Raw genomic sequence first — 23,793 nt, forward strand, 5'->3', positions numbered from 1 at the left:
ATAAGGCGGCTTCTTATACCGCGCATTCGAATCTCGCTAAACTTTGGAGGTCAAGCTTGCGAGCAGCGGAATAGCGGCGCCAGTCGGTCAACCTGCTCTTCCAGGGAATCAACACTGGTTTGAATAGGCCAGCCTTTCGGAACCGCAGTTCGCCCGAGATCTTTCCAGCCCGCGCCCGATAGGATCAATGTTGGGGTGTCCCTTTCGCTGATCACACCCCTCTCGACGTCACGTATAAGCGCAGCCACCGTTACCGCCGCCGCAGGCTCAACAAATATCCCCTCACAGCTCGCCATTAGTGCCTGGGCTTGAAAAATCGCCTCGTCACTAACAGTGACCCCCCAGCCCTCACTGGCCCTGACCGCACCTGCCGCCATAGCGCCATCGGGCGGTGAAGGGATCTGCAACGCAGATACCATACTTTCACAACGGTCTAATACCGGATCTGCAAGTTCGCCGTCAAGAAAACGAACCACCGGTGCACAACCACGTGGCTGGCACGCAACAACCCTTGCCGGTAGATTGCGAGACCTCAGACCGCGGGCCACTCCTGCCAACAACCCACCTCCCCCTACCGGAACATATACATGCGTAGTCTCCGGAGCCTGCTCGGACAACTCATAAGATATGGTGTCCACTCCACGCATTCCATCCTGATTAAACCTGTGTGCAGTAATTCCAAGAAATAGATTATGCCGCTTCGCGGAGCGAAGTACCACATCCACAACTCCCTCGATTGCTCGGGCCGTCGAGTTGTTCCCAATATTCTCCACGGCCAAAACATCCACCCGGTACGGAGCCAGAGAAAGTAGCTTCTGCGCTGGCGCCGAAGAAACGAGACACAGTACACCCGCCAGTCCAACCCTCGCACCGTACGCTGCCATCGCGACTCCAGCGTTACCGGAGGAGGTCGCGATCCATCCCGATTTCCCCTGTTCCCGCGCGAGCGACAACGACACTGCGGCGATTCTGTCCTTGTAGGATCCAGTCGGATTACACGACTCGTCCTTCACGAAAACATCTGGAATTCCGATGTTCTCGGCGAGTGACCGGAGTCGCAGCAGCGGAGTATCCCCCTCCCCGAGGCTGACCATCTCGCCAGCCACGGGGAGATCGGAGCGATACCTGTCAAGGCCGGTCCGCATTATGCCCTTCTTCCACGTCACACGCAGGTTTACCCAGCACGAACAAGACATCACCAGGGGCGATTCTGGCTTTCCTACGAATGAACATGACTATCCCGTCCTCAGGTGCTTTTACCGACGCGACGGCTCCGCCATCGATCCCATAGACCTTCCCAAGAAGATCTCCCGCAGAGACAGAGGCACCCCCTCGTGCGTTCTGAACAAAGAAGCCACCCTCATCCGCCGTTGCTCCCGCGCTCAGATCTCCATCTCCACGTACCCGCCGAGCCACGGCAGCGCGCTCCGGCGACCACGTGTTCGGGAGGAACCCGAACGCCGCCATGACCGAGTACACTCCGTCGACGTATGACTCGAGTTCGGAGCAAAGTACACTGCCACCCCCCGAACACTCGACATAAATCGCTGGAATGCCGAGATCAGCAGCAACGGTGAGGGTTCTACCCATCGCAACTTGCGAATGCTCCCAGATCAGCGGCGCACCGAACGCTCGGGCGGCACGCTCGGATTCGACCGGAGCACCTCGATTCGCTGCAAAGCCGGCAAAAAACGGCATCTCGTAGGCGACGCCGGCGGAGTGAAGGTCGATGAGCAGATCAGCTCCCTGGATCACCTCCCTCGTGATCGCGGCCGCCAGTACAGATGTCCGATCTCCCCCGCCCGCTCCGGGAAACGACCGCGCCAGGTCGGCACCGGACCGCGGATCGACCCTTGCCTCCGCCTCCCACGCATAAGGATTGGCGGGAGCGAGGGCCCTAACCGACCCCCGGAATGACATGCCGCCGAGCTCGCTGACGACCCGTTTGACCGCCAACACGCCTTCACTCTCATCTCCATGAATACCACCGATAAGCGCAAGCGTCGGCCCCGGAAGGACGCCGGAAAGCTCGAACACCCGTGCTCCTCCCGGGAGAACGCGATCGCATCTGCCGATGATCTACACACCCCCTCGATAATGAAACACGTATTCCACGTTATCGCGCAGAGGGTCGATCCCGCTAGTACTCAGGCGCGCGTCGAGCTGGCCCACGGGATGCGCACCATTGCGTTTCCAGCACTTGCCACCAACCATGTGAGCTCACATAATGAAACACACGTTCCATCTACTGCCGGTTCCAACGATGACCAGGAAGTGTGTTATCTCATGCGGATACTCATCACCGGAGCTACCGGACGAGTGGGCGCCAACCTCGTCCACAGGCTCGCCGGCTCAGGGGCTCATGTCCGTGCCATGGTGCAACCAGGCGACCCGAACTCGTCGAAACTGGCGGAGTTCCGCGATGTCGAGATCACCGAGGCGGACCTGCTCGATCAAGATGCGATCAATGCGGCCTGTCGCGACGTGACGCACGTCGTGCACCTTGCAGCGCAACTCGTCCGAGGGACGACCCCGGTCGACAGGTTCTACGACATCAACGCCTTCGGAACACTGCGCCTGCTGGAAGGCGTGCTCAACCACGGAGCGTCGATTCAACGGTTCGTACTCGCAAGTTCCGACGGAACCTACTGCCCAGGGGCCCCTCCATCCGTTCCCCTCACTGAGGAATCCAAGCAGGAACCGGCCGACTACTATGGAACAGGCAAGCTGCTCGGAGAAGTAATCCTTCGGAACCACGGCGTCCAGTTCGACCTACCCTGGTCCATAGTCCGCTTCGCGACCGTCGTCAGCCCGGAGGAAGCACCTCGAATGTTTCGGCTCGGGTTCTGGAAGGCAATATTCGAGTGGGAGAAGCTAGGAAAAGACACCCACCTCTGGCCACTTTTCAAGCGCCATCAGGGACTCCTTGACCTCCTGGCAGAACAAACGCGCGGGCTGGACGACGAAGTCGCGGTCGCACTGGTCGGGCCCGGCGACGAACCATGGTCGCTCAGTATGGTCGATGTTCGCGACGCCGTCGAAGGAGTCTATCTTTCCCTCACTTCACCGTCGGCTGTCGGAAAGGCCTTTAACATCGCCGCTGCCCAGCCCACCAGTCACATTGAAGGCGCAAGGGAGATTTCCGACTTTTTCCGAGTCGAGAACAAAATTGTTCCAATGCCATTCGCACATAGAATCGAGATGTCGATCACCGCCGCCCAAACAGATCTCCAGTTCGCACCGCGCCACGACTTTCGGTCGATGCTGCGAAGCTCGACAGGTAAGACAGTATCCCAGCGAGATGTGTTTGTGCCTGCCGAGGCTCGTTCGGGAGTCGCTTCCACTTGGACCTGAGCGACCTGTGGCCTGCCGAACCAAGGAGAATCCTGAGCAGCGGCAAGATGTGATCAACTCGGACGTGGTGAGGCCCGCTCGGGACACGAAATACCTCGCGCGCCGTGTCGCGACGCCCCAGGCATGAGCTTCCCATTTCCAGCGGAGAGCTCCACGTCCGTTGGCCGCACAGACCGAACAACTTGATAGCCGCTCAAACGCGGTTCAGCTCACGCCTGTCGCTTCGATAGCTGCCGAACGTAATCTCGCTCAACCTGAAAAAGACCCCTCCTGAGCTGAAGCCGATGCCTGCTAGGACGGATACCAGGCAGAGTGCTCGCACAACCGGGAGGGGAACTCAAACGGTGACCACCATACGAGGGGTCTGCATCTTCACCGGATCGCGTGCCGACTACGGACCGTTGCGTCCGGTGATATCGGCAGTCGCGAATGACAGAGAACTGGATCTGTCGATAATTGCGAGCGGTGGCCATCTAATCGCCCAACAAGGTTCAACGGTCGACCAGATAGAAGCAGACGGATTCCAAGTCGACGAAACAATTGACATGGTCTTGGCCAGCGATAACGCGGTAGGTGTCGCGAAATCATTCGGCCTAGGAATGATTGGTTACGCCGATTCAATACGAAGAATCAGTCCCGAAATACTCGTCGTTCTAGGCGATCGATATGAAGCGCTCGCGATCACCATATGCGCCACCCTGCAAAGAATTCCTGTCGCTCACATAGCCGGCGGAGAGGTAACAAAAGGCTCCATAGACGACCCGATAAGAAACGCGATAACCCAGCTTTCGTCCCTACACTTCGTCGCGACAGAAATGGCCAGAGATAGAGTCGTAAGTATGGGCGCGGCGAGATGGTCTGTACACAACACCGGTTCACCAAGTATCGACACCATCAAGAATCTTCAGTTTCTTCCGAGAGATCAATTGTTCGCATCATTAGAAATCCAGCCCAAGAAAGATATATTCCTCATAACCTATCACCCGGTCACCGCTGATCCGCACTCAGGTCGCGCAGGCATAATCGGACTTGTCGAAGCTTTGCAAAAATTTCCAAATGTCACATCTATCTTCACTGAGTCGAATATAGATGACGGCGGTTCAGAAATATCCGAACTTATCCATAGATTCGTCTCAACAAACCCCGAACACGCAGTCCTGGTGAAATCCTTGGGTCAGGAAAGCTATCTCAGTCTTCTTCACGCCTCGACCGCAGTGATCGGAAATTCGTCGAGTGGTCTATCGGAAGCTCCAGCGCTTCAAACGCCGACCGTCAATATCGGACCACGCCAATCAGGGCGACCACGTGCCGACTCTGTAATCGACTGCGGAACCGACGCAGCCGAAATCGAGCATGCCATACGGCGTGCAACTTCGCCGTCAAATGCCGACATTCTTTCAAGAACGAAGTCACCATATGGAATTGGCAATGCCGCCAAGGAAATAGTGTCAAAGCTGAGGTCGACCGATCTGAGCAAGCTCCAACGCTCATTCAATATCGAATGAAAGTAATCCACAGTCCATCTCAGAACATACTCGGTGCAGCCGCTAACAGACTCCTCGTGTAGTCATGGTTCGGCTCCTCGCATACCTGCGTTGTATCACCCTCTTCTACTATCGTGCCACCATACATGACAGCCGTTCTGTCAGCCAGGAACCGAATCGCTCTCATATCGTGAGAAATCAGAAGGAAGGACAAGTCTGCCGATTCCTTTAGGCTACGCAGCAGGTTCAGAATCTGTGCTTGAACCGATACGTCAAGCGCTGATGTGGGTTCGTCGGCAACGATAACACTAGGTTTCACTGCCAATGCTCGCGCCACGGCAACCCGTTGCAGCTGTCCGCCTGACAAACTTCTGACCGGACGAGAACCAATACTCGGTGACAAACCGACACTTTCCAGCAAGTTTCGTACCGTTTCACGCTGACTATCGCGATCGCCTATCCGTTGCACGCGCAGTGGGTCAGCGATAACAGCGCTCACAGAAAGCCGAGAATTCAACGACGATCTAGGATCTTGAAAAACCATCGAGGTAACGCCGCCAAGAAAACGATGTCTGGCATCGTTCCGAATCTGGTAGATATCCGTCCCTTGAAACAAGACGGTTCCCGACCGCGGACGTAGCAAACCAAGGAGAACACGTGACAGCGTTGTCTTTCCCGATCCCGATTCACCGATAAGCCCCACGGTTTCTCCTGGGCGCACATCGAGCGAAACATCATCCAATGCCTTCATGCGCACGCCTCGCCGCGAATAATCAACCGAGACACCCTGCGCTCGCAGGATCGGCATTATCTGCTCGTCATGTATCTTCTCTACCGCAGAAGAAACCATCGACAAACTCCGTCTCTCAAACGGCCAGAATCTCGGAACTATAATCATCGTCGATCCTGCGCGGATGATGGCACGCAACGTTCCTACCGTCGCCAATCCATAGGTCGGGAGACACGGTGCACTCGTCGCCGGCCAACGCACAACGAGACTGAAATCGGCACCCCACCGGGAAGTCTTTCGGTTGTTCTACATGCCCCGGAATGACCACCAGCTCTTCAGCGCCGTGCTCAAGACTTCTGCTTGCCGCCACAAGTCCAGTGGTATAGGGGTGGGTCGGGCGCGCGAAGAGTTCCCGCGTACCGCCTTCCTCCACCACCTGCCCTGCATACATGACAACTGTTCGGTCAGCCAGGCTCGAAACTAGAGCCAGATCGTGACTTATAAAGACTAAGGCAAATCCACGTTCTACCTGCAAACGTCGAAGGAGAGCGACGATTTGCGCCTGAACGGTCAGGTCAAGTGCGGTCGTAGGTTCGTCCGCTATCACCAGCTCTGGCTCGCGAGCCAGAGCCAGAGCAATGAGAACTCGCTGTCGCTGTCCACCCGACAACTGGTACGGCTTGGCCTTCATGAACCGGGAGGTCTCGTCAAGTCCTACAGAAACCAGCAGTTCTTCCGGTTGTTGGCCGGCTCCCAATCGACACACTTGTCGAAGCTGTGCGCCGATGGACATCCCCGGATTCAGGCTTGTCAAAGCATCTTGGTAGATGATCCCGATCCGATCGCCGCGTAGGGAGCGGGCTGACTTCTTATCCAAGGCATGGACGTCCATGCCTTGGAACGTCACGTGTCCGTCAACGACGGCAGTCGTCGGAAGCAAATTCGCTATACTCAGGCCAAGCAGTGATTTTCCACAACCCGACTCGCCGACCACCGCGACGCACTCGCCCCGATCAACCGTTAATCCCACTCGATCCAAGACAGGTACTCTTCCATATCGTTCAGGAAACCTAACCGACAAGTCGGAGATCCTGAGTATTGGCGTCTTTACCTTGTCCGCCAATGAGAGTTCGCGTCCCTGCGGCCTTGCACCTAAAATTGTCATCGTGACCTCAATCGTCGGCCAATAGCTTCCGAAAACCGATTGATAGTGAGCACTGTAGCCACTATGAATAAACCTGGCATAACCGTCACCCACCATGCGCCAGTATCAATAACGCCCTGACCATCATGAATGATATTTCCCCAAGACGGTGCTGGCGGCTTGATGCCGGCGCCAATAAAGGATAGTGCCGCTTCCGCAACAATAGCATCTGCCATCACAACGGTGAAATACACCAGTATCGGTCCTGCGGCGTTTGAGCCGATGTGATAGCCTACAAGCCTAACTCTTTTTGTTCCGATGAGCCGGGCAGCAGTGACATAGTCCTCGCCATATTCCGCGAACAACGCTGCTCTAACCACTCTCGTCATCGATGGCGTGTATATTATCGCCAACACGATCACAGTTGTCGTCAGACTTGGTCCGATAGCGGCGGCGAGCACAATCGCGAGAAGCACTCCGGGGAAAGCGAGACCAACGTCTGTAAGTCGCATTATCGTTTCGCCAAGCCATTTCGGCCCGACCACGGATACGGCACCGAGCGCAGCGCCACACACTAGCGCGGCCACCGCTGACACGACTGCGACAAGAAGACTCAGGCGGGCTCCATATAGGATACGTACAGCAACATCTCGTCCCAATTGGTCAGTCCCGAACCAATGATTCAAGCTGGGGCCCGCCAGCACGGCATTTGAGTCGGTAGCCGTAGGCGATTTTGTCGTGACCAAAGGAAGAACGACAAGAACGAAAGTGCTGATCAGCATTATACTAATCACCCAGCGGCCAAGAACGTCACCCGCAATCCATCGCCCGAGTCGGCCTATGGAGAAGCGACCTTCATACCGGGCACCGGTTCCAGTAGCGAGACTGTCAGCCGTCATCCGTTACTCGCCTCCACACTGCGGGGGTTCAAGAGCATCTGGACTATGTCGACCACAAGATTGACAACGACAAATGTTGTGGCACCCACGATAGCCACGCCGCGAACCACGCCAAGGTCGCTGTTATTCACAGCTGTGACAAGCAATGTACCCATTCCGGGAAGATTAAAGACGACCTCCACGAGTACCGCACCGGACATCAACGCACCCACGTAGACGCCAATGACCGTGATCGGCGTAATCAGCGCGTTCCTGAGAACATTCCGGAATATCACGACGCGCCATGCGACTCCCGCCCCTATTGCTGTCCTGACATAGTCCTTCGCGAGTTCGTCAGCCATCGACGCCCGGACGACTCTCGTCAGCGCCGCGGTAAACGGCAGGGAAAGCACGACAGCAGGCCCAATAATCGACGAGAACCAGTATGAGAACCCTTGTTGCATCGGAACATATCCACCCGACGGCAAGACGCCTAACGCAACAGCAAAGACCTGAATAAACAGGAGGCCAACCCAGAATGGAGGGGAGGCTTGCATAATAGCCGCTGCCGTGCCGATCGTTCGGTCCACCATACGCCCGTCAGAACGAGCGGCGATGGTACCAATCAGCAGCGAGACCGTCACAGCGATAACTGTCGCGAAAACAACCAGTTGCAGGGTCACCGGAAACGCCATGCCTATCAGCGTGTTGACGGATTCAGAGTGCGCAACGGAGTCGCCGAGCCGAAAATGAACCAGTTCGGTGAGGAATCTCCAAAAACGGACGGGTAGGGGGTCATTCAGTCCGTTCTCTTCCGCAAATCTGGCCCGGCTTTCAGGATCCGAGAAGAGCCCCATTTTTGCCATGGCCGGATCGTTTGGCGAGAGATCGACAGTCACAAACACCAGAAACGAAACACCGAGGAGGATGACCGGAGCTATACACAGCCTTCGGGCTAGGAAACGAACACCGATTATACGGCTGCTGGATCGGCGTCGTTCGTCGGTTCCGACAGGCCGCGAAGAAGTAGATGCAGTCACGCGCTGACCTCCCGCTTGCCCTTTAACATGATGATCTAGCTTTTCACCCGTACGTCATCAAGCGGGAATCCGATGTGTCCCAGTGGTCGGAAATTCTCGAGACTCGACGACCAGCCAGTGATTTGACGTTTCCATACGAGCGTCGCAAAGGGAACCTCGTCTTGCACACCCTCCTGCACCTTGGATAATGCGTTCTTTCGCTCTTCCTCATTTCCGGCAGCAACAGCCTCATCCAGATCGGCCTCTATCTGCCGGAGCTGCTCTGTATCCCAATGAGAGACTGTTCGAGGGAAAGCTCCATAGTATACGTATCGGAGATAGAATTCCGCCGTCGGATTGAAGATGTCAGAGGCGCCCGCTAGCACCACGGCGTGAAACTCCCCTTTGGACATTCGCGACGGTATGGCGCCCGGCGCACCTGGGACAATGCTTGGGTTGAGACCAAGTGACCGCAGGTTCTCCTCGATGATCGGCCCCTGTGATGCCACGTAGTCCGTCGACACGATTCCGATACTCATCGGCTCCCCGTCTGCGACACCAGCTTGGCGGAGCAATGACTTCGCATGCTGGGGATCGTAACGGTAAACTGTCGAAGGCCGCGTGTAGTCTGGATCATCGGGCTGTATCTGACCAGCCCACGCAGGTTCGGCCAGACCAAAGAAGGTCGACTTCACTATCGCATCCCGATCGATGCCGTAGAGAATAGCTTGACGGGCAAGTTTGTTATCGAAAGGAGCCTTCTTACAGTTGAAGCAGAAGAAGATGCGGAAGTCGCCTTTGACTGCTTCGACGCCGACAGCCGACTCCTCGGACAAGCTGTCCACCGATGCGCCAGGCACGTCCTGGATCACCTGAGCGTTACCTGTTTTCAGGCCGGCAACGCGCGCCGCCGAATCGGTAGCGACCTTGATCTCGACGTTCTGAAATTCAATGTGCCGCTGTCCGGAATATTTCCCGTACTTCCTTAGATTGAGCTGTTGCCCGGATACCCCGGATACAACTTGGTATGGCCCAGTTCCGACGGGTGACATCTTGACCGCGTCCGAGGATGCGTTGACCGCCTTCCTCGACATCACTTTGACGAGCGACAGTCGTTGCACCAGCAGAGTGGTCGGATGCTGTAGACGCAGGGTCACCTCATAGGTCCCCGTGCTCCTCGCCTCCTGGATGAACGACAAGAACTGGCTGCGGAACCCCGGCGTGTTGGGATCCTTGATCCGTTCAATCGTAAAGACCACGTCATCGGCCGTGAGCGGGCTTCCATCATGGAAAGTCACGTCTTCCCGCAACGCGATGCGGTACGTTGTCGGGTCAACTTCCTCTGGCAGCGAAGCTGCCAGCTCCGGCGTGGGATCTCCGACGGGCCGATACTGCCCAGTCCGGTACAACGATTCATAGATGAGATCATTTATCGCGATAGTGGTCGCGAAGACCGTGCTCGTCGGGTCCAAATTATCGAATTGGTCTGACATCATCGCCGAGATTCTCTCGCTGTCGATCGCGCCCGCCGCGCCCTCCGGCGTCTCACTGGTGCACGCAGACAGAAGTCCTCCGAAGGTGAAAGCTCCCAAACCCAATCCGCCGAGCTGCAGCACACCTCGGCGAGTTAACGTGCCGTCAGCGGCCAACAGGGGAACGGTTCTCTGCGCACTACGGTCCATCTCGTGACCTTTCACAAGTAAGCGCCACCCCTCCAGCGTCGCCACGGGGACTGAAACGCCTATTTCATTGAAGACTATGAGTTGAAAACGCGAGAGTCAACACTTTGAAGACGAGGAGCATTGTGTCCGAGACCTGACCGGAGAGGTACTTTCCTCGCAGCAATTTGCTGAACGCAAACCGCCGTAGTGACGGCGTCGCGAGATCTTCCGACCGGGTGGCTCGGCCTCGACCAATGCCACCAAGAACGAAGGCGGATGCCCACCGGTAATTCATGACAATCTCACGCGTCTTCTCGTCGGCAAGACGGGAGACGCGCTGAACTCCGGTCGGCGCTGCGCATCAACCTTCCGAACACACGAAACTGTTAAACCTCGCCCTGACGACGCCTCGCCCCAGAGAAACAGATCCGAAAGCCGTGATAGCGCGGCCGTTTCTCGGCAGCTTGCTGAGAGTCGACGTGTGGAAGCTCGCCTGATGCCCACAATCGGCAAACCACGGTTTTAAGGTCGCACTATTGCGACCTTGACGTGTCGCTAACACACTGCAACAATCAAACTTTCCCAGCTTGCCCGCGACCGCTACGGTAATCCGGGTCGCCAAAGTATCGACGATACGCCGCTATTGGCTCGATATCAGCAGAGAGGAAGCTCTTATGGGCACGGAAACCGACAACCTGGCTCTCGCACGTAGGGCATTATCCCACCTGGACACTAAATTCAGTCGCCGTGAATCAAATATTTTACAACCACTCTTCGATAGCTTTTCGGAAGACGCGGTGTTCTGGGTGCCTTGCGAACCGAACACGCCACGCTATGGCGAACCGGCACGAGGGAAACAGCAGATAATTGATCTGTTCATGTCGGATCCCGACTTTTTCGAAGGCGTCGATATCGAACGCCCTGTTGAATTCATCGGCGATGGCGACAGAATCGTCGCCACCTTCGCACTTCGCTACACAATCCGCCGAACAGGTGCTTCATACCGCGGGAAAGAAGTAGCCCTCATCATGGACTTTAAGGACGGCCAGATTGTTCGAATGACCGAGATTCAAGACATGTCCGCCTGGTCGCAAGCATACCCGGCGGATGCGGGTATGCTTGCAAACTGAGCCGCTGGACCCAGCATACGCTGCAGCGACACTATCTTGCGGTAGCATCTGGCTCCATGTTGCGGCCGCAAGATGTGGCGCTGAGCTTTAACCTCATATTCCTACACCACTTCCTGGAAACTGTGTTTTCCAATTAGTTCGTCACCACGCAGTCCAGCCGCCATCCACCACGAGCTCAGTTCCAGTAATGAAGCTTGCGTCGTCCGACAGCAGAAAATGGACGGCATTGGCGACCTCTTCCGCGCGACCGAGTCGTCCAAGCGGCGTTGCTTCATCGAAGCTGGCCACTAATTGCGTGTCCATATCTCGAAAACGTTCAACCTGAATCATTCCGGGAGAGACTGTGTTCACGCGTATTCCCATCCCCGCAGCGGCAACTCCCAGTTCTCTTGACAGCATTCGCACCGCGCCTTTTCCTGCCGCATATGCGACGCCTCGCACGGGCCCGGCAGGTGTATCACCTGGTATCGCATCGCCATAGAACTTATTGTTCAGCGCCACGGAACCGTACACTGATGCAATATTGACTATCGCACCCGATCGGGCCTCACGCATTCGACTCATGGCTTCAAATGAAAGAAACGCTGTCGCTTCAACATTGAGTGCGAAGTTTGCTCGCCACTCCTCCAGACTCTGCGCAAGTAGCGGCGCAAGATAGGTATCTCCGGCATTGTTCACCAACGCATCCAGAGGAACAGCCATCCTATCGACGTAGGTCATGATGTGTGCTCTGCCGACTTCCGTGGTGACGTCCGCCTGCACAGGAACCGCATACCCCCCTTCGTTTTGGATGACCTCGACCGTTTCGTCAAGGCAGTCCTTGCGGCGGCCGATAATCAAGCATCCGTACCCGTGCTTGGCAAGACGAATCGCCGTGGCTTTTCCGATCCCTGTTCCACCGCCAGTGATGACGGCGAGCTTGTCGAACTTGGCGTTCACGAGACTCGCCTGATCGAACTGCACTTTTCCAAAAGCGCGGCGCTGCGAACGGCATCGACTGCTTCATCTGTCGTTATCGCATAGGGTCGGTCGTTGACGGTCGAGTTGATGAAATGATCTAACTCTGCCCGGAGTGCACCCTGAATACTTCCTCGCGCTTCGGGCCATGCCAGGCAGTCAGGATTATCCACCCGCCCAGGCGTGTACACAGCGACTCCGTCAGAGCTCCAAGCCGCTTGGGCCACCCCGGATTCCCCATGCACCTTCAGGTCCCATCGCGGAGCCGCGCCTTCTGGTAGCGTCCATCCCGCTGCGAGGTGAAACCCCGCACCTGTGCTGAGAACGCCGGTCGCGGCAAACGCCGCGGCCCCTGACGCAGATTCGATCAATTGCGCACCGTCGACTTCGGCGATCACTCCGCCGGTCAGCCACTGTATGGTGTCGATATCATGAATGGCCAAGTGCCACAGAGGGTTTGTCGTCGCCGACACTCGTTCACCGAGGCCTCGCGGTCCCCAGGTCGAAGTCGTAAGCATCACCGGCGCCCCGAGATCGCCCGATTCAACTGCGTCGGCCACCGCCAGGTACCGCGGGTAGAAGCGCGTCAAGTGTGCCGTCATCAGGCCGACCCGGCGCCTCTCTGCCAATTCAACCATCGACATGGCATCGTCGACCGTCGTGGCAAGCGGCTTTTCGACAAGTACCGATATGCCGGCTTCGATGGCCATCGAAGCCGGCACGCGGTGGGCCGAGTCCGGAGTAGCGATTATGGCAACATCGGGTTTGAGTTCTGCCAGGGCTCGCGATAGATCAGTGAATCCTGGGGCGCCGAGATCGGCGGCGACAACTCCGACTCGGGCAATGTCGAGATCAACAACGCCACAGAGTGTAGCGGTGTCCGAATGCTTGACCGCTTTCGCGTGCAGGCCGCCCATGAGCCCTGCACCGACTACGAGGACTCTCATTGTCGGTGTCCCACCTTCCATGCGAACTAGCGCGCTGCCCGCCCGTATCCTCGGCGGGGCGCGATTCTGGTCAATTCGGAACGATGGTTTCACTGTAACCAACGCATCGATCACATGGAAGACCGCGTCACGTCAGAACGCCCCGTGGGTGAGCTGTCGTGATCCGGGAAGACCGCGCCGCCAGGCACGGTGATGTATTCGCAGAGATAAGGGACGCGCTCTCACCCCCCGGAAAGCCGGGAAAGCATACTCGCCGATCCTTCATCGGTCTTGACGAAGTCCCGGGCTTCTGTCGGGTTGGCGGCCGCCGTCCTCACCATGTCCGCATAGCTGTACATCGGCCGATATCCGATCCACCTGCGCGCAGCGCAGATATCGATTTCGAGGCGCCACGTCAGGGGCAACCTGACAACGTGCCATGGCACATCGAACGCGTGCGCTACGACCGAAGCACCTGTCAACGAACCGACCGGTTCGGCGGCCGCGATGTTGAATGCCCGACCGAGCGCACCTCGCTGAGTCAGTGCCTTCCACACCGCCTCCGCCGCGTCGCGGACATCGACCACACTTAGTGTCCATTGGCCTTCCGGGCCTGTCAGCGCCACAGCCGCATCGGCTGGGGCATTGCCGACCGCATCATCGAACACGGCAGTAAGTTGCGGCTGGTCACGGAACAATGGCCACAGGGTACTCCGGCGCCCCTGGTTCTGTTGTGTCTTCAGCCAACCGCGCAAGAAACTCAACCTATATATCTCAGGTGATTCCTCGGGGCTGAGCACAGTGCCAAATCGTAAAACCGAATATGGTATATCGAACTGATGAGCACGATTTTGCAGAACTATTTCGCTCATCAACTTACTGGTACCGTAGTAGTCGGCCGGATTCTGCGCCAAATCTTCGGTCAAGGGTGTTTTCGGAGGGTCCGCGGGTCGGTACGTAGAATCGGTACTGGCCAACACGAATCTTTCGATCCGCCCGCCAGAACCCAATACTCCCTCCAGCAGGCGGACCGTGCCCAGCACGTTGACGTCGTGGAAATCCTCCACAGACACATTGTCAAGCACCATCAAGGCGGCGAGGTGCACGACGTGCGTCACACCATCACACGCCCGGTTAATTGCTACCTGATCACGCAGGTCGGCTTCCGCCACTTCTACACCCGTGAGACGTTCCAGTTTTGACAGCCTTCGAGTTCCCGGAGTGACCATGGCTCTCACTGCCACCCCCCGATCGGCCAACTTCTTGACCACATTCGCACCGACCCGGCCCGTGGCGCCAGTCACGAGAACTTTCACCACTCACTCCTCCACTCAGGGCTGAAAGGATCGCAGCCATCTATTCGAAATGAGGAAATTCTCTTTCCTCTTTAAGTCGATGATTCGCGCTACCAGATCGACCATCCTCCGTCGACGGTCCACTCCGCGCCCGTGACGAACGACGCCTCTTCACAGGCCAGAAAAGCAACCACCGCCGCGATGTCCTCCGGTCTGCCAAGCCTCCCGAGAGGCGTCGCCCCACAAAAACGATCGATCAATTCGGGAGCGACGGGACGTTCCGGCGTCTTGATCATTCCCGGTGCGACGGTGTTGACCCGGACGTTCCAGCGTCCGCCCACGACGGCGAGGTCTCTTGTCAGCGCGGCCAACCCGCCTTTGGAGGCGTGGTAGGCGGGCACTCGCACGGGTCCGGACGCTCCGTCCCGCGGATACACGTCCTCGGGGTAGAAACGACTGTCGAGACCCAGCGAGCCGTACACCGAGCCGATGTTGATCACCGAACCGCCGCCGAACTCCTTCATGCGCTCGATCCCCCACGCGGAGAGCACAGCGACGGCAACGAGGTTCGTCTCCAGTTCGGCCATCCACACGTCACTCGACTGGCCGAACACGGGCATCGGAGTCGAGCGGGCCGCGCAGTTGACGACGAGACCGAGAGGTGTCCCGTGGTCCTCGGCCAGCCCGGTCAGCGTCGATCTGCCTTCCTCCGTCGAGATATCGCAGACGACGGAGCGGACAGCCCCCTCCGGAGCACCGATGACCGCCTCGGTCTTCTCCAGGTCCTCGGCTTCGAGGCCGGCGATGAGGCATCGCCATCCACGCTCGACAAGCGTCCTGACGATCGCGTGTCCGATCCCTCGTCCGCCTCCCGTCACCACAGCCAATCGGGCGGTCGCACCAGGCCGAGTTTCATCCATGCCGTCTCCTCATCTTGCGCTCAAACAGTCGTGAACAGACCTTCAACCGCCTTGATCACGGTCATCCGGTCGTCTTCGGAGAGTCCCGGCGAACTGGGAATGGAGATTCCCCTCGCGTAGATCCGTTCGGCTACTTCCCCTCCGAGCCGTTCAACGCCTCGGTAGGGGGCCTGCCGATGCAACGGCGGCCATAACCGACGCGCCCGCACGCCCGCCGCTTCGAGTTCGGCCACCGCGTCCACGGGTTCGACGGACTCGGGCAGCAGCACGGAATAGAGCCAGTACGAGGGCTCGGCCCACGGCGCGTGCGGCGGCAGTGTCAACGGCAGCGCGGCAAACCGATCGGCGTAAGTCGCGGCCCCCGCTCGCTTTGCCGCGAGAATGGCGGGTAGCTGTTCAAGTTGAGCAACCCCGACCGCCGCATTGAGGTTGGTCATCCGGTAGTTGTAGCCGACGGTGTCGTGGAGGTAGCCGCCTTCCCCAGCCTTCGCCTGGTTGATGAGATGGCGTGCCTGTTCGGCTTTCTCCGCCTCTGGCGAGACGATCATCCCGCCGCCCCCGGTCGTGATTATCTTGTTGCCGTTGAAGGAAAAGCAGCCGAAGTCGCCGACCGTACCGACCTGTCCGCCACCGGAATCGCCATCGTTCCAGGCCGAACCGAGCGCTTCCGCCGCGTCCTCGACGACGCGGATGCCGAACCGCTCTTTGAGCCTCAGCAGCGGCTCCAGGAACGCCGGATGCCCCAGCACATGCACGACCTCGACGATGTCGGGTATTCGCTCACCCACGCGCGCCCTGCGTACCACCTCGTCGTGGAGTCGTTCGGTGTCCATGTTCCAGCTCGCGGACTCACTGTCCACAAACAATAGGTCCGCACCGGTGTAGGTGGCGGCGTTGGCCGAGGCTATGAAGGTGAAGTCCGATACCGCGACCAACGTGCCGGGACGTGCTCCGGACAGCCTCAGCGCCACGTGCAGAGCCGCTGTTCCGGTCCCACAGGCCACCGCGTGAGGAGAACCCAATGCATGCCCGAATTCGCGTTCGAATCTGCCGACGAAGGGACCGACCGCCGAGACATATCCCGTTTCAATGCATTCCAGCAGATACCGCGCCTCGTTTCCGGGAAACCGGGGATCGACGAGCGGGATCACCGGTGATACCTCGTGACCCGTCGACCGTCGACTCTCGGCGCCAGCCACTTGACCGTCTCGGCCAGGCCGTCCGAAAGGGACCGTGTCGGATGCCAGCCGAGCCGTTCCGCGGCCAGCGCCGGTTCGGAAAGCAGCGTAAGGACTTCGCTTGCCTCCGGGCGCACGCGTTGCCGGTCCACGATCGCCGTCGCCTCGCTCTTGGTCACGTCGCGGCACAGGTCGAAGAGCTCCCCGATCGAATGGGCTTGTCCCGTCCCCAGCTGGACGAGGCTGCCTGCGGGGAGGGGAGCACAGGCCATCCTGACGAAGCCATCCACCGTGTCCGAGACAAAGGTGAAGTCCCTTTGCGGAGAAAGGCTTCCCAGCTCGACCTCGTCCACTCCGGACAGTAATTGTCCCAGGATCGTGGGAATGACGGCACGAGCAGACTGTCGAGGGCCGTAGGTGTTGAACGGACGAAGTGTCACGACCTGGGTTTCGAATGAACGGGCGTACGCTTCGCAGAACTGATCGGCTGCGATTTTCGAGGCCGCGTACGGCGATTGCCCGCAGAGCGGATGTGTTTCCCTGATCGGTACGCTCTCGGGCGTACCGTACACCTCGCTCGTCGAGGTGTGGATCATCCGTATCTCGTCCGCGTCCCGCACCGCCTCCAGCACGTTGAGCGTTCCGACCACATTGGTGTCCACGAAAGACTCTGGTGCCTGATAGCTGTACGGGATCGCAATCAGCGCGGCGAGATGGAACACGATGTCCATCCCCGAAACGATGTCCCTGACCGTGCGCCCGTCCCGGATGTCTCCGAGCCGCAGGTCGAGGCTGTCCAACCGGTCCGGATCGAGATCCTCCAGCCAACCGTGATTGCCATTGGAGTTGTAGAGGCAGAAGGCACGTACCTCAGCCCCTTCGTCCAGCAAGCGTTCGACGAGATGGCTGCCGATGAAACCGTCGGCACCCGTCACCAATACCCGCTTACCCGCGAGTTTCTCCACATCGACTCCTCCGCTACCGAGGGTTCTCACCCGTGGCCGATCCCAGTTCTCTCGCCGGTACGCCGACGACACACGTGTCCGGAGGAACGTCACGGGTGACGACGGCTCCCGCGCCGACGACCGCCCTGTCCCCTACCCTGACGTCACCCATGACGATCGATCCCATGCCGAACATGACTTCTCTTCCGATGCGCGACCGAGCGCCGATCATGACGTTTCCCGCGATGGCCGTGTGATCGCCGACGACACAGTCGTGCCCGACGATCGCGTTGATATTGACGACCACATGACTTCCGACGACGGCTCCGTACTGGATGTGCGAGCACTCCGCTACCAGCGAGCCCGGTCCGACGACCGCACGCCGGTCCACCCACGCCGCGGAGTGGATCAAGCGAGCGGGTTCCAATCCCGCCGCATCCGCCGTCGCCGCAAGCTTGCCCCGGAGTTCCGGTGCGCCGACACCGATCAGGTACGCGGCGTCGATTCCGGCGAGGACCTCATCGCCCCCGAGTACCGTGACCCCCTCGACCTCGGGGGCATCGTCGTTCGCGACGAACCCCAGAAGTTCGTAGCTTCCCGGCGCGTTCTCCGCGTCCTCAATGAGCCCGATGATCTGCCTGGCGAACTCTCCCGCGCCGAGCACCACCAGGCGCTGCACATTCATTCGGCCGCCTTTCGTCGTTGCTGATCCGGATTCCATCGCTACCTCGTACGCATTCGCCAGTTGCTCCGCGACCTCGGCATGATGTCGTCGCCCTCGTTGTCGTGCGCGAGGTGGACCGAGAACAGATTCACCGTCGCGGGCTCGGTCAGCGCATGGGAGAGCACGTCCGCGTCGACGGTCCTGATCGCCTCGTGCCGGATCGTCGTGCCTCCCCACACCTGTTGCCATGGGGGTTCGACGAACGAGAGAAGCGACATCTGGGCGTCGGCCGTCGCCGCGTGCTGTAGTTCGCGGTAAGACCGGATGATGGAGAAGGCGCCGTTGAGCAGGAAGAAGATGCTCACGTTCGCGGTGATCCGGCCGGATTCGAACCGCAGTTGCTGCGCGAGGCTCGGCAGGAACGAGGGGACCAACCTCGCCGCCCCGTCTCCGATGAACCCGAGAATGTTCTCCGGTCCGCTCAACGCCACCGTGGGGATCGCGAGCAGCGCGTCGCCCATCAAGGCTCTTCCGTACCAGCCCGAGAACCCTGGTCCTGTGCGCGGCAGGTTGCGAACCGCGGAGATACCGCCTCGGCCCACGTCGTAGAACCCGGTGTAGGAATAACCTTGCCGCTCCACCAGGTCTCCGATGACGGAACGCAGCCTCGTGAAGAAGTGCTCGTGACTCATCGGTATCGAGGGAACCCTCGCCAACGGGTCGCCCTCGGCTCTTCGCGCCCGTTCCGCCGCTGCCGCACGATGCCGGAGGACATGTGGATCGGGGTTGATTCGCTCCGAGAGGCGCCGCAGGAACGACGACAGTCGTTCGGTGACGGCGACATCGGTGAACGGCGAGACATGACCGGGAGTGTCGGTGAGCTGGACCACCCTGACCTCGTCGTGCAAAGCTTTGTCACTGAACGGGGTCGAGAGATCGGGGACCTTGCTCTTGAGGAAGAAGAGGGCGTGCTCGTCATAGGGCAGCAGGCGCCCGTCCGGATGCAGCAGCCGCCACACCGAGGTCGAGCAGCCGTACACGCTCATGGTTCCGAGGAACTCGTCGACGATGCCGCCGCGGTGGTATCTGGCCACGGTTCCCGGTCTTGCCAGCGAATCGACCAGCGCGATGCCGGTTCGTGCCGCGAGGTCGTAGACGAGTTCCCTTTCCTCCTCGTCGAGTTTTCCGCATTGGCAGACGATGACGCTCTGCTGGTTGTTGAGGATGTCGGCGACGGTGTCGACAGTGTCCTCGTCGACGGTGGGAGTCGAGACCTCCCGCCCTGCCGGCAGGTGGACCTCACCGCCGGTATGCCGCAACACTGAAGGCGAGGCGAGCAGCACGACAGGCCCTCGTCGCTCGTGATACGCGGCGAACGCCGAAGCAAGGTCCTCGTCGATGCGGTCGGGATCGGTCAGGTGAAAACACGGAACACCGTAGGCGTCGAGGACGGCCTTGCCGTTCTCGTGATCGTGAACGGTGCCCTGGAAAGGCTGCCAGGTGCCGGGTTCGGTCTCCCCGAACACGATGAAACCACGTGACTGGGAATCACGCAGGTTCGCCAACGTGCCCCTGAGTTCATCCACCATCCCGGCGGTGACGACGATCAGATACGGAGCGTCGTACAGTTGCCAACGCGCGAGGGCACCGCAGGCGAGGCTGTGCTCGCTGGGTCCGCGAAGCACCGGGTTTCCGCTCGCTCTCGCGATGGAAGCGGCATCCTGGATGAGCTTCGAGACGATGGAGCCGGTGAAGAAATGGAGCGCCCACGCGGTGCCTGCTTGCGCCGTGAGAAATCCGGTCAGCGCGGCCGCCATGGTGGCGGGCGGATCGCTTTCGGTCACCATCGCCTTCGGGTTGACATGCCGCGCCTGCACCAGGTCGGTGAACGAGCAGATTGTCTCCGCCGCGAGTACCCATTGCTCCGCCGGTGTCTCCCTGGCATTGCCGACGGTGCGCGCGTAGACGCGATCAACGCCTAGCTTGTCGTAAACGACAACGGAGTACGGCGAAACACTGACTCCGAGCCGGTCCCGAATTCCGCGCACGACCTCCTGAACCCGGTCGAGCCGTTCCTCCGGGTCCGCACCCCGCACGGTCCTCGTCGCCTCGACGAGGAACAACACGGTGGGCCCCGAGGTCCATGGCCTCCGGCCTTCTTCCCGTGCCTCCTCGGGCGGCGGGACGACCCGGGCCAGTCGTGCCTCGAGTTCTTCGAGGCGGGGCGCCTCGATCACCTCGATACCGGTCTCAGGGGAAAGGTTGTCGTCGAGGAAGGCACTCGCGGATTCGGTGAGTTCGTGGCACACATCCGGCCACGAATCGCCGGGCGGTGAGGGTGTGACCGCCGCACCGCCGACCCGCACCTGTCTGCCCAGTGCGGCGAGCGCGCTCTCGACGGTGTCGAGGAAGAACGAACTGTCGCTGACGGCCGCGACCAGAACGGGCCGGTCGCGTCGGGGAGCTTGCATCGATGTCCTCATCTCTCGAAGCGATCGGTCAACGCGCGTACTCGTGGAATCCGCGCCCGGTCTTCTTGCCGAGCAAGCCCGCGTCGACCATGCGCAACAGCAACGGCGGCGGGGAATAGTGCGGTTCTCTGAACTCGGCGTGCAGCGACTCGGCGACGGCGTTGATCACGTCAAGTCCGATCATGTCGACCAGCCGCAGTGGCCCCATCGGATGGGCACAGCCCAGCCGCATCCCGCTGTCGATGTCCTCAGCCGACGCGAATCCGGACTCCAGCATCCTGATCGCGGACAACAGATACGGGATGAGCAGCGCGTTGACCATGAAGCCCGCCCTGTCCGGTGAACGCACCACCTGCTTGCCCAGCTTCTCGGTCACGAACGACGCGATCCTCGTGACCGTGTCCTCCTCGGTGAGCAGAGAGGGAACGATCTCGACCAGCGGCAGTACCGGGGCCGGGTTGAAGAAATGGGTTCCGACGACGTGGCCTGCCCGTTCCGTCGCCCTGCCGAGCTTCATGATCGGTGTCGCGGAGGTGTTCGTCGCGAGGATCGCCCTTTGGTCGTCGACCACTTTGTCCAGTGCTCTGAAGACCTGTACCTTGACGGCCTCGTCCTCCAGCACCGACTCGATGACGATCTGCCGGTCGGCAAGTGCGTCGAGATCCGCGGTGAACGACAAGCGCTCCAGCGCGCCGTCGCGGTCCTGCTCGGTCAGCTTTCCCTTGCGCAGCGCGTGATCGAGTGATCTCACGATTCGTGCCCGGCCGCGTTCGGCCGACGCGGGGGAGGTCACGCACACCACGACATCCAGTCCGGCGAGCGCGCAGATCTCGGCGATGCCTGCGCCCATCGTTCCGCAGCCGACAAGCCCAACCCTTTCCGGTGCCGCGCTCACGCCGACCACCGCAGCAGGCACGAGCCGATCGACATGCCACCGCCGAACGCTGCGAGCAGTACCAGTTCACCGTCGGCGAGTTCGCCCGCGCGGTTCGCCTCGTCGAGAGTCACCGGTATGCAGGCACTACCGACGTTGCCGTAGCGTTCGAGCGATCGATGCGTTGTCGCGTTGGGCATCGCCAGCCTCTCCACGAGCTCGGCGAGCAGATTTCCGTTGGGCTGATGCGGGACGATGTGGTCGATCTGCTCACCCGTGGCCCCCGCCTGGTGCAGCAGATCCGCCACCGCGAGTGGCACCTGGTCGAGTACGAATTCGGAGACCCGCCTTCCGCGCATCGTGAAGTAGTGGGCCCCCGCGTCCACGGTCTCGTGCGACGTCGGCAGCCTGCTGCCCCCCGCGGCGACCTTGATCAGTTCGTTGGCGTCACCGCGCATGCGCAGGCGAGCGTCGACGATTCCGTACGACATCGGTGCGGGGCCGAGCACGACGGCACCCGCGCCGTCACCGAGCAGGACCGAGGTCGCCCTGTCGTCGTAGTTGAGGATGCGCGAGTAGACGTCGGCTCCGATGACGAGCGCATACGTTCCCGGATTCATGAGCAGCAGCGCTCTGGTCAGTTCGAGTCCGTACACGAATCCGCTGCACACGACGTTGATGTCGAAGCAGGCCGCGTCGTAGGCGCCGAGCTCGTGTTGCACCAGCGCGGAGGTTGGCGGCTGCGGCGAGTCCGGAGTGGACGTCGCGACGACCAGGTAGCTCAATCGATCCGCTCCGATTCCGGCCTGGTCGAGAGCCGATTCGGCGGCCAGAGTCGCGAGATCCGACGTCGCCTCAGTCGGAGCCGCGTAGCGCCTGGCCCGGATCCGGGTCTTGCGCTCGATCCATTCCGCCGTCACTCCCGCTCTCTCGGCGACCCAATCGTTGGACACCTCGTCCTTCGGCAGGTACGAACCGGTTCCGAGAACCCCGACGGACTGCCTGGTGTTCCTGTTCTCCTGTGTACTCACACCTGTCCTCTCGCTTGAGCCAATTCGTTGGGCCTGCCGATGTCCTGCCAGTGCTCGCGGAGTTTCCACAGCCCGACGGGCAGCCCCTCGGAAAGGCAGTCGTCGAACAGCGCTGTTATCGGGAACAGCTCGCCCGCGGGGATACGTGCGAGCAGACGTGGCTCCATGACGTAGATCCCCGCGTTGACCGGCCAGGACGAGGTCGGTTTTTCGACCATCCTGACCAGATTTCCCGACTCGGATTCCAGTACTCCGAACGGAACCTGGTGCCGGTATTCGGTCATGGCGATGGTCGCGACGACCTCCCGGCTCGCGTGGGCATCCATCAGTTCGCCGACCGCGAACTCGGTGACCAGATCTCCGTTCATGACGAGCAACGGTTCGGTCGGTTCGTAGCCGAGTTCGCCGATCAGCCGCAGCGGACCGCCGGTTCCGAGCGGCAGCTCCGGATCCTCTCTGAGGTATTCGATCTCGCAGCCGAATCGTGCTCCGTCGTCGAAATGCTCTTCGATGATCTTGCTCAGATAGTTCACGGAAAGGAAGATCTTCTCGATTCCGGAGCCAACGAGATGGAGAACCAACCGTTCCAGAATTGGCCTGCCCGCGACCGGGAGCATCGGTTTCGGAATGTGATCGGTCAGCGCACCGAGCCGCGTTCCCCTGCCGCCGGCCATGATCACGGCCCAGTTCTTCAGCCGGTTGATCCCCGACAGTTCCCGCTCGGCGTGAACTCCGACAATCCTGCCATGTTCGTCGACAACCGGAATCTCGGACAGTTTGAGCGCGCGCATCAGATCCAGCACCTCGGCCCGCCCCTCCGTGGACTTGACGGAGACGACCGGGGAATGCATCAGCGGGTAAGCCGGCGCACCGAGCGGGGTGCCTCGAAGCAGCGCGCGCGTGATGTCGACCTGGCTGACCGATCCGAGCAACCTGCCGCCGGCGTCGGCGACGAAGACACGTTCGACGCATTGCCCGTCAATTGTGGAAAGCGCTGATCTGACGGACGCTTCCCGACCGATCAGCAGGTCAGCGAAATGCATTGTTTCTCCTTTTGGCCGGCACCCGGGCCGTCGGCACGCTCGACGACAAGCCTTCGCCAGCGGCGGCGACAGCGGCCAGGGGTCGAGTTC

Annotated in this window: 21 protein-coding genes; 3 read left to right on the forward strand and 18 right to left on the reverse strand. The window is 60.0% G+C overall.

The window, feature by feature from the left end:
- Positions 1–50: 50 nt before the first annotated feature.
- Positions 51–1,196 (reverse strand): pyridoxal-phosphate dependent enzyme, encoded by a 1,146-nt coding sequence (locus BAY61_RS34055; RefSeq protein ID WP_110057711.1) that lies wholly within the window; start codon positions 1,194–1,196, stop codon positions 51–53.
- On the reverse strand, positions 1,129–2,037 hold the full coding sequence (locus BAY61_RS23035; RefSeq protein WP_170140251.1) for a succinylglutamate desuccinylase/aspartoacylase family protein: 909 nt from the start codon (positions 2,035–2,037) through the stop codon (positions 1,129–1,131). Before BAY61_RS23035 ends, BAY61_RS34055 begins: the two co-directional genes overlap by 68 nt.
- Positions 2,038–2,097: 60 nt before the next feature.
- On the opposite strand from BAY61_RS23035, the gene BAY61_RS23040 reads away from it, so the two are divergent.
- Both BAY61_RS23040 and neuC read left to right on the forward strand, forming a co-directional pair.
- The gene (locus BAY61_RS23040; protein WP_170140250.1) at positions 2,098–3,354 is read left to right on the forward strand and encodes an NAD-dependent epimerase/dehydratase family protein; all 1,257 of its coding nucleotides are present in this window, start codon (positions 2,098–2,100) and stop codon (positions 3,352–3,354) included.
- A 344-nt stretch (positions 3,355–3,698) separates the two neighbouring features.
- Positions 3,699–4,859: a UDP-N-acetylglucosamine 2-epimerase gene (gene neuC / locus BAY61_RS23045; protein ID WP_170140249.1), complete on the forward strand. Its 1,161-nt coding sequence runs from the start codon at positions 3,699–3,701 to the stop codon at positions 4,857–4,859.
- Between the two features lie 19 nt (positions 4,860–4,878).
- Here the strand turns inward: neuC and BAY61_RS23050 are convergent, their stop codons facing one another.
- Genes BAY61_RS23050 through BAY61_RS23070 form a run of 5 tightly spaced genes read right to left on the reverse strand, consistent with a single transcriptional unit; the run spans position 4,879 to position 10,258 of the window.
- The gene (locus BAY61_RS23050; RefSeq protein ID WP_211323612.1) at positions 4,879–5,688 is read right to left on the reverse strand and encodes an ABC transporter ATP-binding protein; all 810 of its coding nucleotides are present in this window, start codon (positions 5,686–5,688) and stop codon (positions 4,879–4,881) included.
- Positions 5,689–5,704: 16 nt separating this feature from the next.
- Positions 5,705–6,829: an oligopeptide/dipeptide ABC transporter ATP-binding protein gene (locus BAY61_RS23055; protein ID WP_091807693.1), complete on the reverse strand. Its 1,125-nt coding sequence runs from the start codon at positions 6,827–6,829 to the stop codon at positions 5,705–5,707.
- Positions 6,730–7,611, reverse strand: coding sequence for an ABC transporter permease (locus BAY61_RS23060; RefSeq protein ID WP_091807695.1), 882 nt, complete (start codon positions 7,609–7,611; stop codon positions 6,730–6,732). The genes BAY61_RS23055 and BAY61_RS23060 overlap by 100 nt, the downstream gene beginning before the upstream one ends.
- Positions 7,608–8,630 carry an ABC transporter permease gene (locus tag BAY61_RS23065; RefSeq protein WP_219341109.1) on the reverse strand — a complete coding sequence of 341 codons (1,023 nt, stop codon included), beginning with the start codon at positions 8,628–8,630 and terminating at the stop codon, positions 7,608–7,610. The genes BAY61_RS23060 and BAY61_RS23065 overlap by 4 nt, the downstream gene beginning before the upstream one ends.
- 35 nt (positions 8,631–8,665) lie before the next feature.
- Complete coding sequence (locus BAY61_RS23070; protein ID WP_219341110.1) at positions 8,666–10,258, reverse strand: ABC transporter substrate-binding protein; 1,593 nt, start codon at positions 10,256–10,258, stop codon at positions 8,666–8,668.
- A gap of 599 nt (positions 10,259–10,857) precedes the next feature.
- Here BAY61_RS23070 and BAY61_RS23075 point away from each other — a divergent pair.
- On the forward strand, positions 10,858–11,400 hold the full coding sequence (locus tag BAY61_RS23075; RefSeq protein WP_143021408.1) for a nuclear transport factor 2 family protein: 543 nt from the start codon (positions 10,858–10,860) through the stop codon (positions 11,398–11,400).
- 141 nt (positions 11,401–11,541) lie between these two features.
- On the opposite strand, the gene BAY61_RS23080 is transcribed toward BAY61_RS23075, so the two are convergent.
- The 11 genes from BAY61_RS23080 to BAY61_RS23125 all read right to left on the reverse strand — a co-directional run bounded on the left by BAY61_RS23080 (position 11,542) and on the right by BAY61_RS23125 (position 23,703).
- On the reverse strand, positions 11,542–12,339 hold the full coding sequence (locus tag BAY61_RS23080; protein ID WP_170140247.1) for an SDR family NAD(P)-dependent oxidoreductase: 798 nt from the start codon (positions 12,337–12,339) through the stop codon (positions 11,542–11,544).
- Entirely contained in the window at positions 12,336–13,325 is a 990-nt protein-coding gene (locus BAY61_RS23085) for a Gfo/Idh/MocA family oxidoreductase (protein ID WP_091807705.1), read from the reverse strand. The genes BAY61_RS23080 and BAY61_RS23085 overlap by 4 nt, the downstream gene beginning before the upstream one ends.
- 200 nt (positions 13,326–13,525) lie before the next feature.
- On the reverse strand, positions 13,526–14,599 hold the full coding sequence (locus tag BAY61_RS23090) for an NAD-dependent epimerase/dehydratase family protein (RefSeq protein WP_170140245.1): 1,074 nt from the start codon (positions 14,597–14,599) through the stop codon (positions 13,526–13,528).
- Positions 14,600–14,688: 89 nt separating this feature from the next.
- Positions 14,689–15,498 (reverse strand): SDR family NAD(P)-dependent oxidoreductase, encoded by an 810-nt coding sequence (locus tag BAY61_RS23095; protein ID WP_091807708.1) that lies wholly within the window; start codon positions 15,496–15,498, stop codon positions 14,689–14,691.
- Positions 15,499–15,518: 20 nt separating this feature from the next.
- A complete protein-coding gene (locus BAY61_RS23100; protein WP_091807710.1) occupies positions 15,519–16,649 on the reverse strand; it encodes a DegT/DnrJ/EryC1/StrS family aminotransferase in 1,131 nt (376 codons plus the stop codon).
- Complete coding sequence (locus BAY61_RS23105; protein ID WP_245865363.1) at positions 16,646–17,641, reverse strand: SDR family NAD(P)-dependent oxidoreductase; 996 nt, start codon at positions 17,639–17,641, stop codon at positions 16,646–16,648. The genes BAY61_RS23100 and BAY61_RS23105 overlap by 4 nt, the downstream gene beginning before the upstream one ends.
- A 13-nt stretch (positions 17,642–17,654) precedes the next feature.
- Positions 17,655–18,305 carry an acetyltransferase gene (locus BAY61_RS23110; protein WP_170140244.1) on the reverse strand — a complete coding sequence of 217 codons (651 nt, stop codon included), beginning with the start codon at positions 18,303–18,305 and terminating at the stop codon, positions 17,655–17,657.
- A gap of 38 nt (positions 18,306–18,343) precedes the next feature.
- Positions 18,344–20,755: a hypothetical protein gene (locus BAY61_RS33085; RefSeq protein WP_170140243.1), complete on the reverse strand. Its 2,412-nt coding sequence runs from the start codon at positions 20,753–20,755 to the stop codon at positions 18,344–18,346.
- Between the two features lie 28 nt (positions 20,756–20,783).
- Positions 20,784–21,650: a 3-hydroxybutyryl-CoA dehydrogenase gene (locus tag BAY61_RS23115; protein ID WP_091807971.1), complete on the reverse strand. Its 867-nt coding sequence runs from the start codon at positions 21,648–21,650 to the stop codon at positions 20,784–20,786.
- On the reverse strand, positions 21,647–22,660 hold the full coding sequence (locus BAY61_RS23120) for a 3-oxoacyl-ACP synthase III family protein (protein ID WP_091807715.1): 1,014 nt from the start codon (positions 22,658–22,660) through the stop codon (positions 21,647–21,649). The genes BAY61_RS23115 and BAY61_RS23120 overlap by 4 nt, the downstream gene beginning before the upstream one ends.
- On the reverse strand, positions 22,657–23,703 hold the full coding sequence (locus tag BAY61_RS23125) for a nucleotidyltransferase family protein (RefSeq protein ID WP_091807717.1): 1,047 nt from the start codon (positions 23,701–23,703) through the stop codon (positions 22,657–22,659). The genes BAY61_RS23120 and BAY61_RS23125 overlap by 4 nt, the downstream gene beginning before the upstream one ends.
- Between the last annotated feature and the right edge of the window lie 90 nt (positions 23,704–23,793).

Origin of the sequence: Prauserella marina (assembly GCF_002240355.1) — a bacterium.
Lineage (GTDB): Bacteria > Actinomycetota > Actinomycetes > Mycobacteriales > Pseudonocardiaceae > Prauserella_A > Prauserella_A marina.